The 15072-nt window shown below is 71.3% G+C and carries 15 protein-coding genes; 6 read left to right on the forward strand and 9 right to left on the reverse strand.

Annotated features, from left to right (window positions below):
- The first annotated feature begins 54 nt into the window (after window positions 1-54).
- Window positions 55-1668 carry an alpha/beta hydrolase gene (locus OG329_RS36770; RefSeq protein WP_405801028.1) on the forward strand — a complete coding sequence of 538 codons (1614 nt, stop codon included), beginning with the start codon at window positions 55-57 and terminating at the stop codon, window positions 1666-1668.
- 105 nt (window positions 1669-1773) lie between these two features.
- Here the strand turns inward: OG329_RS36770 and OG329_RS36775 are convergent, their stop codons facing one another.
- Entirely contained in the window at window positions 1774-2490 is a 717-nt protein-coding gene (locus tag OG329_RS36775; protein ID WP_405801029.1) for a lysophospholipid acyltransferase family protein, read from the reverse strand.
- Between the two features lie 337 nt (window positions 2491-2827).
- Here OG329_RS36775 and OG329_RS36780 point away from each other — a divergent pair, with 337 nt between their 5' ends.
- From OG329_RS36780 to OG329_RS36800, 5 genes are all read left to right on the forward strand, one after another.
- Window positions 2828-3385: a hypothetical protein gene (locus OG329_RS36780; protein ID WP_405801030.1), complete on the forward strand. Its 558-nt coding sequence runs from the start codon at window positions 2828-2830 to the stop codon at window positions 3383-3385.
- A gap of 198 nt (window positions 3386-3583) precedes the next feature.
- Entirely contained in the window at window positions 3584-4177 is a 594-nt protein-coding gene (locus OG329_RS36785; protein WP_405801031.1) for a hypothetical protein, read from the forward strand.
- 345 nt (window positions 4178-4522) lie between these two features.
- Complete coding sequence (locus OG329_RS36790; protein ID WP_405801032.1) at window positions 4523-4984, forward strand: hypothetical protein; 462 nt, start codon at window positions 4523-4525, stop codon at window positions 4982-4984.
- Window positions 4985-5024: 40 nt separating this feature from the next.
- Window positions 5025-5246: a hypothetical protein gene (locus tag OG329_RS36795; protein ID WP_405801033.1), complete on the forward strand. Its 222-nt coding sequence runs from the start codon at window positions 5025-5027 to the stop codon at window positions 5244-5246.
- Between the two features lie 59 nt (window positions 5247-5305).
- Window positions 5306-6466: an SPFH domain-containing protein gene (locus OG329_RS36800; protein ID WP_405801035.1), complete on the forward strand. Its 1161-nt coding sequence runs from the start codon at window positions 5306-5308 to the stop codon at window positions 6464-6466.
- A gap of 48 nt (window positions 6467-6514) precedes the next feature.
- Here the strand turns inward: OG329_RS36800 and OG329_RS36805 are convergent, their stop codons facing one another.
- The 8 genes from OG329_RS36805 to OG329_RS36840 form a co-directional block, all read right to left on the reverse strand.
- On the reverse strand, window positions 6515-7486 hold the full coding sequence (locus OG329_RS36805) for an NADP-dependent oxidoreductase (protein WP_405801037.1): 972 nt from the start codon (window positions 7484-7486) through the stop codon (window positions 6515-6517).
- Between the two features lie 110 nt (window positions 7487-7596).
- A complete protein-coding gene (locus OG329_RS36810; RefSeq protein ID WP_405801038.1) occupies window positions 7597-7761 on the reverse strand; it encodes a hypothetical protein in 165 nt (54 codons plus the stop codon).
- 61 nt (window positions 7762-7822) lie between these two features.
- Window positions 7823-8773: a cytochrome c oxidase assembly protein gene (locus OG329_RS36815; protein ID WP_405801039.1), complete on the reverse strand. Its 951-nt coding sequence runs from the start codon at window positions 8771-8773 to the stop codon at window positions 7823-7825.
- A 138-nt stretch (window positions 8774-8911) separates the two neighbouring features.
- Window positions 8912-9937: a 6-phosphofructokinase gene (locus OG329_RS36820; protein WP_405801041.1), complete on the reverse strand. Its 1026-nt coding sequence runs from the start codon at window positions 9935-9937 to the stop codon at window positions 8912-8914.
- Window positions 9938-10086: 149 nt separating this feature from the next.
- Complete coding sequence (locus OG329_RS36825) at window positions 10087-10815, reverse strand: type 1 glutamine amidotransferase (protein ID WP_405801042.1); 729 nt, start codon at window positions 10813-10815, stop codon at window positions 10087-10089.
- A gap of 32 nt (window positions 10816-10847) precedes the next feature.
- Complete coding sequence (locus OG329_RS36830) at window positions 10848-12086, reverse strand: MurT ligase domain-containing protein (protein ID WP_405801044.1); 1239 nt, start codon at window positions 12084-12086, stop codon at window positions 10848-10850.
- Between the two features lie 338 nt (window positions 12087-12424).
- Entirely contained in the window at window positions 12425-13606 is a 1182-nt protein-coding gene (nagA, locus tag OG329_RS36835; protein WP_405801045.1) for an N-acetylglucosamine-6-phosphate deacetylase, read from the reverse strand.
- Complete coding sequence (locus OG329_RS36840) at window positions 13603-15072, reverse strand: glycoside hydrolase family 3 N-terminal domain-containing protein (protein ID WP_405801046.1); 1470 nt, start codon at window positions 15070-15072, stop codon at window positions 13603-13605. Before OG329_RS36840 ends, nagA begins: the two co-directional genes overlap by 4 nt.

Here is a 15072-nt window from a genome sequence, read left to right on the forward strand (position 1 = left end):
AACCCTACGAACAGCGCCGCAGCGTGCGGCGCGTCACACAGGGGGAGGTACCACTTGAGACGCACAGCAGTACTCGGCTCGGCCGGCGCTCTGCTCGCGGGCACGCTCGTCGCGACCACGCTCGCCGCCTCGTCGGCGAGCGCCGACGGCCGCGCGGCCACCGGCACGACGGCGCAGAGCAAGGAACAGAAAACCCTGAGCGCTCAGGCCGAGGGCGCCGAGGTCGCCGCCGAGCGGGCCGCGAAGAAGGGCATCGACTGGGCGGACTGCCCGGCCGGCTGGGGCCTGGAGAAGCCGATCCAGTGCGGCTACGTGAGCGTTCCGCTCGACTACGCCCGTCCGGACGGCAAGCAGATCAAGATAGCCGTCGACCGGATAGGCAACACGGGCACCGCGAGTGAGCGTCAGGGCTCCCTCGTCTACAACCCCGGTGGCCCCGGCGCCTCCGGCATGGCGTTCCCGCGCCGCGTCGTGACCAAGAACGCCATCTGGGCGGACGCCGCGAAGGCGTACGACTTCGTCGGCTTCGACCCGCGCGGAGTCGGCCGCTCGACACCCATCTCGTGCATCGACCCGCAGGAGTTCGTCAAGGCTCCCAAGCTCGACCCCGTCCCCGACAGCGAGGCCGACAAGCGCGCCCAGCGCAAGCTCGCCGCCGAGTACGCGGACGGCTGCGAGGAGCGCAGCGGCTGGATGCTGCCGCACATGACGACGCCCAACACCGCGCGTGACCTGGACGTCCTGCGGGCGGCGCTCGGCGACAAGAAGCTCAACTACGTCGGTGTCTCCTACGGCACCTACCTGGGCGCCGTCTACGGCACGCTGTTCCCGTCCCATGTGCGACGCATGGTGCTGGACAGCGTGGTCAACCCGTCGAAGGACAAGATCTGGTACCAGGCCAACCTGGACCAGGACGTCGCCTTCGAGAAGCGCTTCGACGACTGGAAGAAGTGGGTCGCCGAGAACGACGCGGTGTTCCACATCGGCGACACCGTCGCGAAGGTCGAGAAGCAGTGGGAGACGCTGCGCGCCACCGCCAAGAAGGACCCGATCGGCGGCGTCGTGGGACCGGCCGAGCTCGTCGGTCTGTTCCAGAGCGCTCCGTACTACGACTCCAGTTGGGTGCCGGTCGCCGACACCTGGAGCAGGTATCTGGCCGGTGACACCCAGGCGCTCGTCGACGCAGCCGCACCCGACATGTCGGACACGGTGGGCAACATACGCGCCGAGAACAGCAACGCGGTCTACACCGCCGTCGAGTGCGCCGACGCCAAGTGGCCCACGAGCTGGCGCACTTGGGACCGGGACAACACCCGGCTCCACCGCGACCACCCGTTCCTCACCTGGGCCAACGCCTGGATGAACCTGCCCTGCGCCACCTGGGGCGTGGAGCAGCAGACACCGATCCAGGTCGGAACGGGCCGGGGCCTGCCGCCCGTACTGATCGCGCAGTCCGCGCGTGACGCCGCCACTCCGTACGAGGGCGCCGTCGAGCTGCACAAGCGCTTCAAGGGCTCGCGCCTGATCACCGAGCGGGACGCCGGTTCGCACGGCATCACCAATCTGGCGAACCCGTGCGTCAACGACCGCGTCGAGTCGTATCTGCTCAGCGGCGCGCTCGACAGCAGCGACGTGACGTGCGCACCGCACGCCACGCCCAAGCCGTAACGATTCGTCAGGTCGGCACGACCTGGCAGCGCCGGTGACGGGGGAGGGGGCGACGGCCGCGGACGGCCGCCGCCCCCTCTCGCACGCGCGGCGCCGATCGCGCCGTCAGCGCCGCAGACGCGGGAACCTCTTCGCCGGCGCCAGCCGCGCCTCCTCCGCCTTCACATCGGCGGCGTAGTGGTCCACGTACTCCTGATCCGACAGGCCGAGGATCGCGTACATGATCTCGTCCGTCACCGCGCGGACCGCCGCCTTCTGATTCTCCAGACCCGCGTAGCGCGAGAAGTCCAGCGGCTCACCGAAGCGGATCGTGACCCGCCTGATGTTCGGGATCTTCTGGCCGGGCGGCTGGATCTCGAACGTACCGACCATCGCGCACGGCACCACCGGGACCCGCGCCCTGATCGCCATCACCGCGACGCCGACCTTGCCCTTGTAGAGCCGCCCGTCGTGCGAGCGCGTGCCCTCCGGGTAGATCCCCAGCAGCTCACCCTTGCCCAGCACCCCGAGCCCTTCGCGGATCGCCGCCTGGCCGGCCTCCTTGCCGGACCGGTCGACGGGGATCTGGCCGACGCCGCGGAAGAACGAGGCGGTGAGACGTCCCTTGACCCCGGGCCCGGTGAAGTACTCGGCCTTCGCGAGAAAGGTGATCCGCCGCCGGATGATCGCGGGCATCAGGAAGTGGTCGGAGAACGAGAGATGATTGCCCGCGACGATCGCGGCGCCGTCCGCGGGGATGTGTTCGAGTCCTTCGATCCGGGGCCGGAAAAGCAGTCGCAGCAGCGGCCCCAGGAGCACGTATTTCAGTACGTAGTAGAACACGGCGTCTCTCCAACTCTGCCGGATCGGCTGGCCGTCGGGTGTTCTGCGTCTGCGGTCGGTGATCGATCGTAGCCTGGGGCGGCTTCCCTGGAGAGCCCTGTGAATGCAACGGGTTCGCTGCCTGTCCGCTGCCCGTTCGCCGCCCGCGCGACGGCTCCGGACCGCTACGCGCGCTGCCCGCCCGCCGCGCTCCCGGTGCCCGGTCGGCGACGGCTCCAGGACGAACTGGGCCCGTACTCACCGTCAAGGGGCATACCGCTCGTCCCAACTCCCGCAATCCTGTGGTCCTCGGTGTCCGAGTGTCCTTCGCACAGGTTTATCGGCCATACTGCCAGCCGTGGAGCGCATCGATCCGATAATCCAGCCCGTACCCGCCGCGGGGACCGATCCCGGATACATCCCTGGGCTCATGGCACCCCGCCTCGTAGAGGAGGCTGACGCCGCCAAGGACGACGCCGCCAAGGACGTCGCCGAGGAGGCCGCCGACGAAGAGGTGACCGAAGAGGTGGCCGACGAGGCGCCCGCGGAAGCCACCGAAGAGGCGAACGACGACGAGCCGGACGAGGCGGTCTCTCTCAAGAAGGACGCCTCCGAGGACGCCGCCGCCGACGAGGACGGGCCCGTCTTCGAGGTCAGCGACCGCCGCGCCTCGATGACCGCCGACCGCACCGGAATCCGGCTCACCCTGGACGAGGAGAAGGCGGAGTTCGGCTGGGACGAGATCGGCGCCGTGGAGGTCGAGACCCCCCGGTTCGGCCGCCGGTTCACCGTCACCCTGCACACGACCGGCCGCCGCCACTATCAGTCGGAGGTCGACGCACCCTCCCGGAGCAGCCTCAAGGAGTGGACGGCCGAACTCGACGTCGTGCTGGACGCCTACTTCGAAGAAGCCTGACCGGCGGACGGCGCCTGTCCTCGTACTCCTCGGACCCGTCCTTACTCCTCCTCGTCCTGGGCCCTGTCCGGACCGCACTCCGGACGGCCCCGCCCAGGTGGCCGGTCCGTCAGCCCTGCTGTGCACTAGGGCTGGCGGCCCCGATCGGGCGGGCCGCGTGCTGCCCGCATGGGCGGCCGACGATCGAGGAGTCCCTTGATGACACGGCATACCAGGACAGTCACCGCACTGGCCTCCGCCCTGCTGGTCGCCACCGCGGCAGCCGGGTGTTCGAACGGCGGTGGCGACAATGGCAGCGCCAGCCAACCCAACAACCACGAGGTCGACGTGGTCCCGGCGGCGTCGACATCGACATCGGCCTCGGCGTCCGCCTCGGCTTCGGCCTCGCCGTCCTCGACGGCCGCGCCCGCCGTCGACGTGAAGAACGGCTCCTTCGGCAAGATGCTGGTCGACGAGCAGGGCCGCACGCTCTACCAGTTCGACCTGGACACCAAGAACAAGTCGATGTGCACGGGCTCCTGCGCCACGGCGTGGCCGCCGTTCACCGTCCCGTCGAAGCCGAAGGCCGGCAGCGGCGTCAAGGCCAATCTGCTCACGACGACGAAGCGCTCCGACGGCTCCGAGCAGGTGACGTACAACGGGCGCCCGCTGTACCGCTTCGAGGCGGACAAGAAGCCCGGCGACATCCACGGGCAGGACGTCAACGCCTTCGGCGCCAAGTGGTTCATCATGAACCCCGACGGCAAGAAGGTCACCACCAAGCCCCAGACGAACAACGGCGGCGGTTACTGATCACCGGCCCGTCCGGCCCACGAACGCTCTCAGACGCCCCGCCGTTCGCGATCGCCACCGGCCGGGCACGGTTCGCCCTCGGGCGTGTCTTCCAAGTCCCGCCTGGCCCGCGGCGCCTGGTACGGCACCTCCCAGCGTTGTCGGAGTCTTCCGAGTACGTCCGGTACGCGGAAGATCCTCCGCCTTGCGATGCACCGCACCAGCCGCCGCGGGCCCCGCCCCGTGGACGGACGGCGCTACTTTGAAGACACGCCCGAGCCACCGCTGCCCGCGCCGTCGCTCCGACCACTGTCGGGTGTCGGACGGCCCAGGCGGCGGTGGCGGCGGCGCGAAGGGAGACCCGCCATGTCAGCAGAGCCCACCGGCTCGTCCGCCGGGCCCGCGCACGCGCACCGGGGCGGAGCCGGCCGCGTCCTGCGGATCGTGGCCCGGCTGCTCGCCGCGGCCGGCCTCGCCGTCGACGCCTACATGCACGCGTATCTGGCCGACCAGTACGACGCCGTCACGGCGGACATCAGCCAGGGCACCCTCTTCCGGATCGAGGCGGCTCTCGCGGCGCTGGCCGCGCTGCTCGTCCTCGTCTGGCGCCGGCTGCCGGGCGATCTGTTCGCCTGGCTGGTGGCGGCCGGCGGGCTCGCGCTGCTGCTCGTGTACCGCTATGTGAATGTCGGCACGCTGGGACCGCTGCCGAACATGTACGAGCCGATCTGGTACGGCGACAAGCGCACCACCGTGATCGCCCAGGCGGCCGCCGTGGTCGCCTTGGTCTATCTGCTGCTTTTCCGTCCCCGGAGTAGCCTGAAGTGAGCGGGGGCGTGCTGAGCGCTGGAGGTGAGGGCAACGATTCATGTCCGGCACAGATGACTCCGCGCAGAGCCCGGTGGGAGCCGTCGGACGGGTCACCGTCCCGATTCCGCCGGACGGCCCGGGGGAAGTTCTGGTGGCCGTGCGCGGTGGTTCGGAGGCGTACGCCGCCTGGTCCGACCGGCCGATCGGCACGAACGTCCGGGTGCTGGTGACCGACCGCGTCTCGGCGCGCTCGGTGATGGTGGAGCCTCTTCCTGAGTGACCAGTGAGGCACAGCGCGGCACACGGCGTGTGAGTGTGGCGAAGGACAGGAGTTCGCTCATGTTGTTCTGGCGTGTTCCAGCACCGAACGAGGCGATGCTCATCTCCGGTTCCAAACGACAGGTCCAGGACACCCAGTTCCGGATCGTCACCGGTCACGGCAGTTTCGTCCTCCCCATCAAACAGAAGGCCCGCATGCTGTCCCTGGCGCTGCGGGAGGCGGAGATAGCCGAGGACTGCGTCACCCAGCAGGGCATCCGGCTGACCGTACGCGCGGTGACCGTGTTCAAGGTCGGTGACGACGCCGTGTCGATCGCCAACGCGGCCCGGCGCTTCCTCGCCGAGCAGGACAAGATGGAAGAACTGGTGGGCCGGATCTTCGCCGGTCACCTGCGGTCCATCATCGGTGGACTGACCGTCGAACAGATCATCCGCGAGCGGGACAGGGTCGCCCAGGAGGTCAAGGCGGGCAGCCACAGCGAGATGGAGAAGCTCGGCATCGTCGTGGACGCCCTCCAGATCCAGGAGATCGAGGACGCCACCGGCTACATCAACAACCTGGCGGCGCCGCACGCCGCCGCTGTCGCCAGCCAGGCCCGTATCGCCGCCGCCAGGGCGGACCAGGAAGCCGCCGAGCGCGAGCAGCAGGCGGCGGCCCTGAAGGCCGAGTACGAGCGGGACACCTCGATCAAGCGGGCCGGCTTCGAGGCGGAGACCGAGCAGGTACGGGCGCGCGCCTCGCAGGCGGGACCGCTCGCCCAGGCGAAGGCGTCGCAGGACGTCATCGAGGAGCAGACGGCGCTGGCCGAGCGGCAGGCCATGCTGGCGGCCCAGCGGCTGGAGGCGGAGGTCAGGCGCCCGGCGGACGCGGAGGCGTACCGCAGGCGGACCCTCGCCCAGGCCCAGGCCGACGCGAACACCGCACGCGCGCTCTCCCTGCGCGACGGCAACCAGGAACTCCTCGCGGCCAACCGGGTCGTGGAAGTGCTGCCGGAGCTGGTCGACTCGGCGGCCAAGGGTCTGGCGCACTCCCAACTCACCGTCCTCAACGGCACCGACGGTGTCAACGAGATGGCGGCCGGGCTGGTCGGCCAGGGCATGACCATCCTCAACTCGCTGCAAGGGCACACCGGTTCGACCCGGGCGCCGGCCGAACAGGACCAGGACCCGGGCTCGAAGATGAACGGGAAGGCACCGGCCCGCGTGGAAGGCGCCGGCTGACGGCGCAGACCCGGTCGCCGGGCGCGCCCCGAGGCCGGGCCCGCCCCGTCAGTCGCCGACGCTCAGCACGATCTTCCCGCGCGTGCGACCCTCCTGGACCCTGCGGTGCGCCTTCGCCGCCTCCGCCAGCGGCAGGACGTCCTCCACCTCGACGCGTACCACGCCCTGGTCGATCAGCCCGGCGATCCGGGTGAGGGCGGTGCCGTCCGGCTCCACCAGGAAGGCCGTCGCCCGGAACCCCCGCACGCGGGCTCCGGCCAGCAGCTCCGGCGGGACGGCGGAAGGGACGGCGACGATCGTGCCGCCGGGCCGCAGGGTCTTCAGCGAGCGGCTGGTCGTCGCGTCGTGCGCCTCGCCGACCAGGTCGATGACGACGTCGACGTCGCTCACGGCGTCCTCGAAGCGCACCCGTGTGTAGTCCACCAGCTCGTCCGCGCCCAGTTCACGCAGCCAGTCGTGCTTGGCGGCGCTCGCCGTGCCGATGACATGGGCCCCCAGGTGCTTGGCGAACTGCACCGCCAGATGGCCCACGCCGCCCGCCGCCGCGTGGATCAGCACCCGCTGCCCCGCCTCGACGTGCGCCGCGTCCACGAGCGACTGCCAGGCGGTCAGCCCCGCCAGCGGTACGGCCGCCGCCGCCTCGTGGCCGATCGTGCGGGGCTTGAGCGCGAACTGCCGCGAGGGAGCGGTCACATACTCCGCGTACGCGGAGGCCGGCCGGGGGAACCACGGCATCCCGTACACCTCGTCGCCGACCTTCAGCGTGTGCACACCGAAGCCGACCTCCGCCACGACGCCGGACACGTCCCAGCCCAGGACGAACGGCGGCGCACCGAGGAGACCGGCCATACCGCCGCTCTCGCGGGACTTCCAGTCGACCGGGTTCACACCCGCCGCGCGCACCCGAACCAGCACCTCGGTCGGCACCGGCCGGGGCCGTGGACGGTCGGCGAGGCGCAGCACCTCGGGTCCGCCGAGGGAGTCCTGGGTGATCGCGCGCATGGTCGGCTCACTGCTCATGTCGGTCAAGGCTCCTGGAAGAGTGCGGTGGATCTTCGACCCGGAAAACGTACTCCCCACCGACACGGCCGGCAGGAGCCCGGTCTCCGGCCGGTGGTGGACCGGCCGCGTCAGTGCCCGCGTGCGGCGACCATCGCGACCGTCACCAGCGCCAGCACCACCCACCCGAACCAGAGCCAGCCGCTGCTCCCCAGTGCCGCCGTGTAGGCCGTCACGACCACCAGCGCGCCGACGGTGAGTATCCCCATCACTTTCGTGGATCCGGATCCGGACATGTACGTCCTCCTCCTGGCCGTGGCCGTGAAGACCATCGTCACCCGAAAGGTGGCTTCCGCGCTACTGTCCGCGTGCCCGCAACGACGCGAGGTAGGCGTTGTACGCCGCCAGCTCCTTGTCACCGTCCCGGTCGGCCGCCCGGTCGGAGCGCTTCGCCTGGCGTTGGTCCGAGCGGTACCACTGGAAGACCAGCGCGACCAGCACCAGGACCGACGGGATCTCGCTGAACGCCCAGGCGATACCGCCGGCCGCGTTCTGGTCGGAGAGCGGGTCGATGCCCAGGGACGTGGGCGGATTCTCGTACGCCCGCACCATGGGCTCGCTCGCCATCATCAGCGCGATCCCGAAGAACGCGTGGAACGGCATCCCCGCGAACAGCTCCAGCATCCGCATCAGATAGCCGGGCCGGTGCGGACCCGGGTCCACGCCGATGATCGGCCAGAAGAAGATCAGCCCGGTGGCGAGGAAGTGCACCATCATCGCGATGTGCCCCGGCTTCGACTCCATGAGGAAGTCGAACAGCGGGGTGAAGTACAGGCCGTAGAGGCTCGCGATGAACAGCGGGATCGTGAAGGCGGGATGCGTCGCGAACCGCATGAACCGGCTGTGCAGCAGCGCCAGCAGCAGCTCACGCGGCCCCTTGCGGCCCCGGCCCGCGACCGGCAGTGCCCGCAGCGCCAGCGTCACCGGAGCGCCGAGGAGCAGCAGGATCGGGGAGACCATGCTGATCACCATGTGCTGCACCATGTGCACGCTGAACACGACCATGCCGTAGTCGTTCAGCGCGGTGCACATCATCAGCGCCACGCTCAGCACGCCGAGGACGAAGGAGATGGTGCGGCCCGGCGACCAACTGTCGCCCCGCGCGCGCAGCCGCAGAACACCCCAGCCGTACAGCACGAGCGCCAGCAGACAGCCGATGGCGAAGAAGGCGTCGGGCGACAACTCCAGCGCGCGGCTCAGCGTGAACGGCGGCAGATCGGTCATCGTGCCGTGCTCGCCGTGATCCATACGTGCTCTCCCGCTGCGACGATGCCGAACGATCCTCAATGGTGCGAAGTGTCCGCACCCGGGACCAGACTAGAACCGCCCCCGGCGCCGTTCGCGGCCGGGGGCGGTTCGTCGTATCAACGGAAAGGGGAGCGGGGCTCAGAGCACGCACTCCGCCTCGGCGTACCGCTCCGCGGGCACCGTCTTCAGCGTCTCGACCGCCTCCGCGAGCGGCACCATCACGATGTCCGTGCCGCGCAGCGCCGTCATCATCCCGAACTCGTCGCGGTGCGCCGCCTCCACCGCGTGCCAGCCGAAGCGGGTCGCGAGCACCCGGTCGTACGCGGTCGGCGTCCCGCCGCGCTGGACATGGCCCAGTATCACCGGCCGGGCCTCCTTGCCCAGGCGCTCCTCCAGCTCGACGGAGAGCTGCCTGGCCACACCCGCGAAGCGCTGGTGCCCGTAGATGTCCTTGCCGCCGACGTCGAACTCCATCGAGCCCTCACGGGGCTTCGCGCCCTCGGCGACCACCACGATCGCGAAGCGCTTGCCCGCCGAGAAACGCTTGCCGACCAGCTCGGTCAGCTCCCCGATGTCGAAGGGGCGCTCCGGGACGACGATGGCGTGCGCACCGGCGGCCATGCCCGAGTGCAGTGCGATCCAGCCTGTCTCACGGCCCATGACCTCGACGATCAGCACCCGCTGGTGGGACTCGGCCGTCGTCTTCAGCCGGTCCAGCGCCTCCGTGGCGACACCGACGGCGGTGTCGAAGCCGAAGGTCACATCCGTGGAGGAGATGTCGTTGTCGATGGTCTTCGGTACGCCGACGATCGGCAGCCCCGACTCGGAGAGCAGGTTGGCCGCCTTGAGCGTGCCCTCGCCGCCGATCGGGATGATCGCGTCGAGACCGAGGTCGGCCACATGCCCCTTGGCGCGCTCCACACCGTCACGCAGATGGGCGGGCTGGACGCGGGACGAACCGAGGATCGTGCCACCACGGGCCAGGATGCCGCCGACCGCGTCGAGGTCGAGCTTGCGGTAATCGCACTCCAGAAGGCCCTTCCAGCCGTCATGGAAGCCGATGACCTCGTCACCGTGGTCGACGACGGCGCGGTGCACCACGGACCGGATCACCGCATTGAGACCGGGGCAGTCGCCACCGGAGGTGAGCACACCAATTCGCATTGCCCGGAGAACCTTTGCAACGTGGGCCGACGGCCGGACCACGTCGTCCGGCTGAATCCCCGCCACCCTACCGGCGCGGGGTGGCGGGACCGAACCGGCCGTCCGACTGCTGGACACCGCCCGGCTGAACGGGACGCGTCCGACAGGGCCTACGCGGGCTGCGTCGCGGCGGCGATGCGCTCCGCGCGCAGCGCGTCGAACCACCGGTCGTCCGCCGGCGGCAGCGCGTTCACGTCCAGCGCCAGCTTCAGCAGCAGGTCGGCGATCAGCGGGTTCCGGGCCAGGACCGGGCCGTGCATGTACGTACCGAACACCGTGTCGTTGTACGCGCCCTCCGTGCCGTCACCCGTGCCGTTGCCCCGGCCGAGCGACACCCGCGCGAACGGCCGGGCGGTCGGGCCGAGATGGGTGATGCCCTGGTGGTTCTCGAAACCGGTCAGCGGCGGCAGCCCCAACTGCGGGTCGATGTCGCCCAGTACGTCCCCGACGCACCGCTCGCCCTCGCCGCGCGTGGAGATCACGTCGAGCAGTCCGAGACCGCCCTCGCGCTCGCCCAGGTCGTTGACGAACTCATGGCCCAGGATCTGGTAACCGGCACAGACCGAGAACACGATGGCGCCGTTGGACACAGCCCGGTTGAGACCGCCGTCACGGCGCAGCCGCTCCGCGGCCAGCCGCTGCGGCCGGTCCTCGCCGCCGCCGATGAGATAGATGTCGCCGGAGGTCGGTACGCCCTGGTCGCTGCGCACGTCCACCCGTGTCACGTCCAGACCGCGCTGCCGGGCCCGGCGCTCCACGACCAGCGCGTTGCCCTGGTCTCCGTACGTGCTCAGCAGGTCCGGGTAGATCCACACCAGCCGCAGACTGTTGTCGCTCATCGCTCGCTCGTCCCTCTCCCTCTTGGTACGTCTCAATTGCCGACGCGGCGGCGCAGATCCTGGAACGACGTGTAGTTGGCGATCGCCTCGATACGTCCCGGCGGCGCCATCTGCACGGCCTCGTCGGCGGTCGCGCACACCCGGAAGCCCAGGCCCGCGACCTCCAGGCGCACGGCCAGGTCCAGTTTGCGGTCGCCGATGACGAAGATCGGGTGGCCGGCCAGCCGGGTGTAGTCCACGTCCCACAGCCAGGACGTGTCCGTGCCGTCCGCGCCCCGGGCGTTGACCGCGAGGATGACGGGGGTGGGCGGCGGGTCGATGAGCGAGAACGTCTCCAGCCAGCCGGCCGGGTTCTTCGCCAGCAGCAGCCGCAGATCACGGCCCAGGAACGACACCACGTCGTAGCGGCCCGCGACCGCCTGCACCTGGTACATGCGCTCCAGGGCGACCTGCGGGGGGACACCGAACGTGGCGGCGACGGCGGCGGAGGTGGCGGCGTTCGCGCGGTTCGCGCGGCCCGGCAGTTGGAGGTGGATCGGCCAGGCGGAGCCGTGCGGGTCCAGCACATGGTCACCGTGCAGCGCCCAGCTAGGGGCGGGCCTGCGGAAACCGCACTGGCCGCAGAACCAGTCGTCGCCCGGACGCTGCATCACACCGCCGCAGGCGGGGCAGGACCAGGCGTCGTCCTTCCACTCCTGACCGGCGGCGACCCACACGACGTTGGGGGACGACGAGGCGGCCCACACGATCAGCGGGTCGTCGGCGTTGGCGATGACGACGGCCTTCGTGCCGGCCAGTCCCTCGCGCCAGTGCTCGGCGAGCATGCGGGTCTCGGCGGCGCGGTCGAGCTGGTCGCGGGAGAGATTGAGCAGGGCGATCGCCTTGGGCGTGGTGTCACGCGCGACACCGGCGAGATACTTCTCGTCGACCTCGATCACGCCGTACTTGGCGTCCGAGCCGCCCGCGAGGGCGGAGGTGATGCCGGCCGGCATGTTCGCGCCCAGCGCGTTCGACACCACGGGTCCGCTGGCCCGCAGGGCCTCGGCGATCAGCCGTGTCGTGGTCGTCTTGCCGTTCGTCGCCGACACGAGCACGACGTCCAGATGCTGTGCGAGAGCCGCCAGCAGATCCGGGTCGAGCCGCAACGCCACCTTGCCGCCGATCACCGATCCGCTGCCGCGCCCCGCAGCGCGCGACACCGCCGCTGCGGCCTTGCCTGCCGTCACGGCCAGCTTGGCCCGTGGCGACAGCGGGTCCGTGTTGCCTGCCATCGTCCTTGATCCTCCTCGCGTCGGTCCGGGCTCAGCCTATCGAGATACGTGCACGGGCCCGAACCACGGCACCGGAGAAGGGGCCGATCGTTGTCACACGTACGCCTGAACGCCGACGCGGGGCGCGGAGCCGACGGGCGCCGAGGGGTGGTTTCCCCGCCGCGGAGCGGGCTGTTTTTCGAAGGTACGGGGCTTTGGTGCCGGTTGTACGCGACCGGCCCCGCCGCTCCGGTCGCCGCGCCGGCCCACGTTGCCCGCCCCCACCGCACGCCCCCGCCCCGCACACCACCACCACGCGGCCCCCGACGGTCCTTCACATGCCCGCCGGATCCGGCCGCTCACCCCACCGCCGCGCCGCCCAGCCACACTTGGGCCGGGCGCAGGGCCGGGTCCAGCTCGACCAGGTCCGCGCGCAGTCCGGGGCGCAGCTCGCCCCGGTCGCGCAGGCCGAGCAGACCGGCCGCCGTGCCGGATGTCATCCGTACGGCGTCGGGGAGCGGGATGCCCACCGTGGACACGGCCCGGCGGAACGCCTCCGCCACGAACAGCGTCGATCCGGCGAGCGTGTCGGTGCCGCGCAGGGTGGCCACCCCGTCCGTGACGGTCACCTCGCGGTCCGCGAAGGCGTAGTCCCCGTCAGGCATGCCCGCCGCCGGCATCGCGTCGCTCACCAGCGTCAGCCGGCCGGGGCCCGCGACGCGGTGGGCCAGCCGTACGGTGTCGTCGGCCAAGTGATGCCCGTCCAGGACCAGTTCGCAGATCAGGCGCGGGTCGAGCAGCGCGGCGGCGACCGGGCCCGGCTCCCGGTGATGCAGCGGCGGCATCGCGTTGAACAGATGCGTCACCGCGCGGGCGCCGAGATCGGCGGCCCGCGCGAACTGGGCGGCGTTCGCGTCGGTATGGCCCAGGCAGCAGACCAGTTCGTCCGCGTACCGCCGGATCAGCTCCCGCGCGCCCGGCAGTTCCGGTGCCACGGTCATCGACACCGCGTGCCCGCCCGCCGCGTCGATGAGCCGCGCCAGCAGGTCCGGGTCGGGGTCGCGCAGCGCACCGCGGGTCTGCGCGCCGCGCCGCGCGGGTGACAGGAACGGCCCCTCGAAGTGGATGCCCACCAGATTGGGTGCGGACCCGTCGTCGATGACCGACGCGACGGTACGTACGGCCGCCTCCATCGCGGCCGGCTCGACCGTCGCGACGGACGCCAGCATCGTTGTCGTACCCCGTGCGAGATGCCCCGCCGCCGCCCCCCGTACGGCGGCGGGGTCGCCTGTGTAGACCGAGTGGCCGGCCCCGCCGTGGCAGTGCGGATCCACGAACCCCGGCACGACGAGCCGCCCGTCCAGTGGCACCACGATCGCCGGCCCGCCCGGCGGGACGCCCGTACCCAGCGAGTGGATACGGCCGTCGCGTACGAGCAGCCAGCCGTCCATGACACCGCCGTCCGGCGTCGCGAACCGGCCGCCGGTGAACAGCCGTTCCGGCCCCGGCGGCGGCTTCGGCGCCGGACGGCCCGCGTTCACCGCGTGCCCAGCAGCGCGTCCACCGCGGCCCGCGCGCAGACCCGCGAGGCGCCGAACGTACGCACCCAGCCCCGGAAGCCGCCGAAGTCGTCGCCGGGCACCCCCATGTCGACCACCACACAACCGGGATACCGCTCCAGCAGCTCGTCCAGGACCGGCCGCTGCCAGGGGAACCGGTGCGAGCTCCGCACCAGCAGCACCACATCGGCGTCCGGCCCGAACTCGTCCAGATACAGCCCGACTTCGGCCTTGATCATGCCCTCGGCGTTGTACGTGTCGCCCGCCACCGCGAGCGCTTCCACCTCGATGCCCGCCGCGCGCAGCGGCGCCTCCACGCCCCAGGAGGCGCCGCCCTGCGCGGGGGAATGCGTCGGGTCGAGCCGTACGACCAGGGCGCGGCGCCCCTTGAGCACCGCGTCGCCGCTCACCTGAAGGACGTCGCGGGCCAGTCGTACGCCGACGCTGTCGTCGTGCGGGACACCGGTGGCGCGCGGCCGGGTGCCGAGCTTGGCGAGACGGGCGTTCGCCTCGCGCAGCCGCGCCTCGGGCAGGGTGCCGTCCGTCACGGCGGCCACCAGCGCGGCGGCAGCCGCGTCCACGTCGTCCCCGAACGCCCACGCGCCCAGGCACAGCGCGTCCGCGCCGGCCGCGATCGCCCGCACCGCCGCCTCGGGCAGGCTCGCCACGTCGGCGATGCCGCGCATCTCCAGCGCGTCGGTGATGACGACGCCGTCGAAGCCCAGCTCGTCGCGGAGCAGCCCGGTGAGTACGGCGGGGCTGATGGTGGCGGGTACGTCGTCCAACTGGCTCAGGTGGACGTGCGACACCATGATGCTGTCGACGCCGGCGGCGATCGCCGCGCGGAACGGGTCGAGGTAGTGCTCCACCAGCTCCTGCCGCGACAGGTCCACGGTGGGCGTGCCGAGGTGCGCGTCGGTGGAGCTGAGGCCGTGGCCGGGGAAGTGCTTGGCGCAGGCGCTAACCCCGGCGGCCTGAAGTCCCTCGACCCAGGCCGCCGCGTGCTTGGCGACCAGCGCGCGGTCGGCTCCGAAGGTGCGGATGCCGTTGGGGGACAGGGGGTTGACGGCTGCGTCGACGGCGGGCGCCAGATCCCAGTCGATGCCGGCCTCCACCAGCGAGAGGCCGATCTGGTACGCGGCCTCGCGGGTCCGCCCGGGATCGTCCAGGCGGCCGAGGGCGTGATTGCCCGGTACGGACGTACCGCCGTACTCCTCCAGCCGGTTGACGTCACCGCCCTCCTCGTCGACGGAGAGCAGCACATGGTCGCGCAGACCGTGCAGGGCCGTGGTCAGCTCCCGTACCTGCTCGGCGGAGGCGATGTCCTTGCCGAACAGGACGAAGCCGCCGAGCCCGTCGGCGACCCGGGCGCGCGCCCACTTGGGGACGGTCCTGCGTCCGAGCGCGGGGAACAGCACGCCGTGGGCGAGCCGGGACAGCTCGGTCAT

The sequence above is a fragment of the Streptomyces sp. NBC_01506 genome, from assembly GCF_045040295.1.
Taxonomy (GTDB): Bacteria; Actinomycetota; Actinomycetes; order Streptomycetales; family Streptomycetaceae; genus Streptomyces.

Bases quoted from the DNA above. Each gene is read 5' to 3' on its own strand.
- OG329_RS36815 (WP_405801039.1), bottom strand. From the start codon at position 8,773: ATGGATCACGGCGAGCACGGCACGATGACCGATCTGCCGCCGTTCACG.
- OG329_RS36805 (WP_405801037.1), bottom strand. From the start codon at position 7,486: ATGAGCAGTGAGCCGACCATGCGCGCGATCACCCAGGACTCCCTCGGC.
- OG329_RS36790 (WP_405801032.1), top strand. From the start codon at position 4,523: ATGTCAGCAGAGCCCACCGGCTCGTCCGCCGGGCCCGCGCACGCGCAC.
- OG329_RS36810 (WP_405801038.1), bottom strand. From the start codon at position 7,761: ATGTCCGGATCCGGATCCACGAAAGTGATGGGGATACTCACCGTCGGC.
- OG329_RS36800 (WP_405801035.1), top strand. From the start codon at position 5,306: ATGTTGTTCTGGCGTGTTCCAGCACCGAACGAGGCGATGCTCATCTCC.
- OG329_RS36795 (WP_405801033.1), top strand. From the start codon at position 5,025: ATGTCCGGCACAGATGACTCCGCGCAGAGCCCGGTGGGAGCCGTCGGA.
- OG329_RS36825 (WP_405801042.1), bottom strand. From the start codon at position 10,815: ATGAGCGACAACAGTCTGCGGCTGGTGTGGATCTACCCGGACCTGCTG.
- OG329_RS36820 (WP_405801041.1), bottom strand. From the start codon at position 9,937: ATGCGAATTGGTGTGCTCACCTCCGGTGGCGACTGCCCCGGTCTCAAT.
- OG329_RS36785 (WP_405801031.1), top strand. From the start codon at position 3,584: ATGACACGGCATACCAGGACAGTCACCGCACTGGCCTCCGCCCTGCTG.
- OG329_RS36830 (WP_405801044.1), bottom strand. From the start codon at position 12,086: ATGGCAGGCAACACGGACCCGCTGTCGCCACGGGCCAAGCTGGCCGTG.
- OG329_RS36840 (WP_405801046.1), bottom strand. From the start codon at position 15,072: ATGACCGAGCTGTCCCGGCTCGCCCACGGCGTGCTGTTCCCCGCGCTC.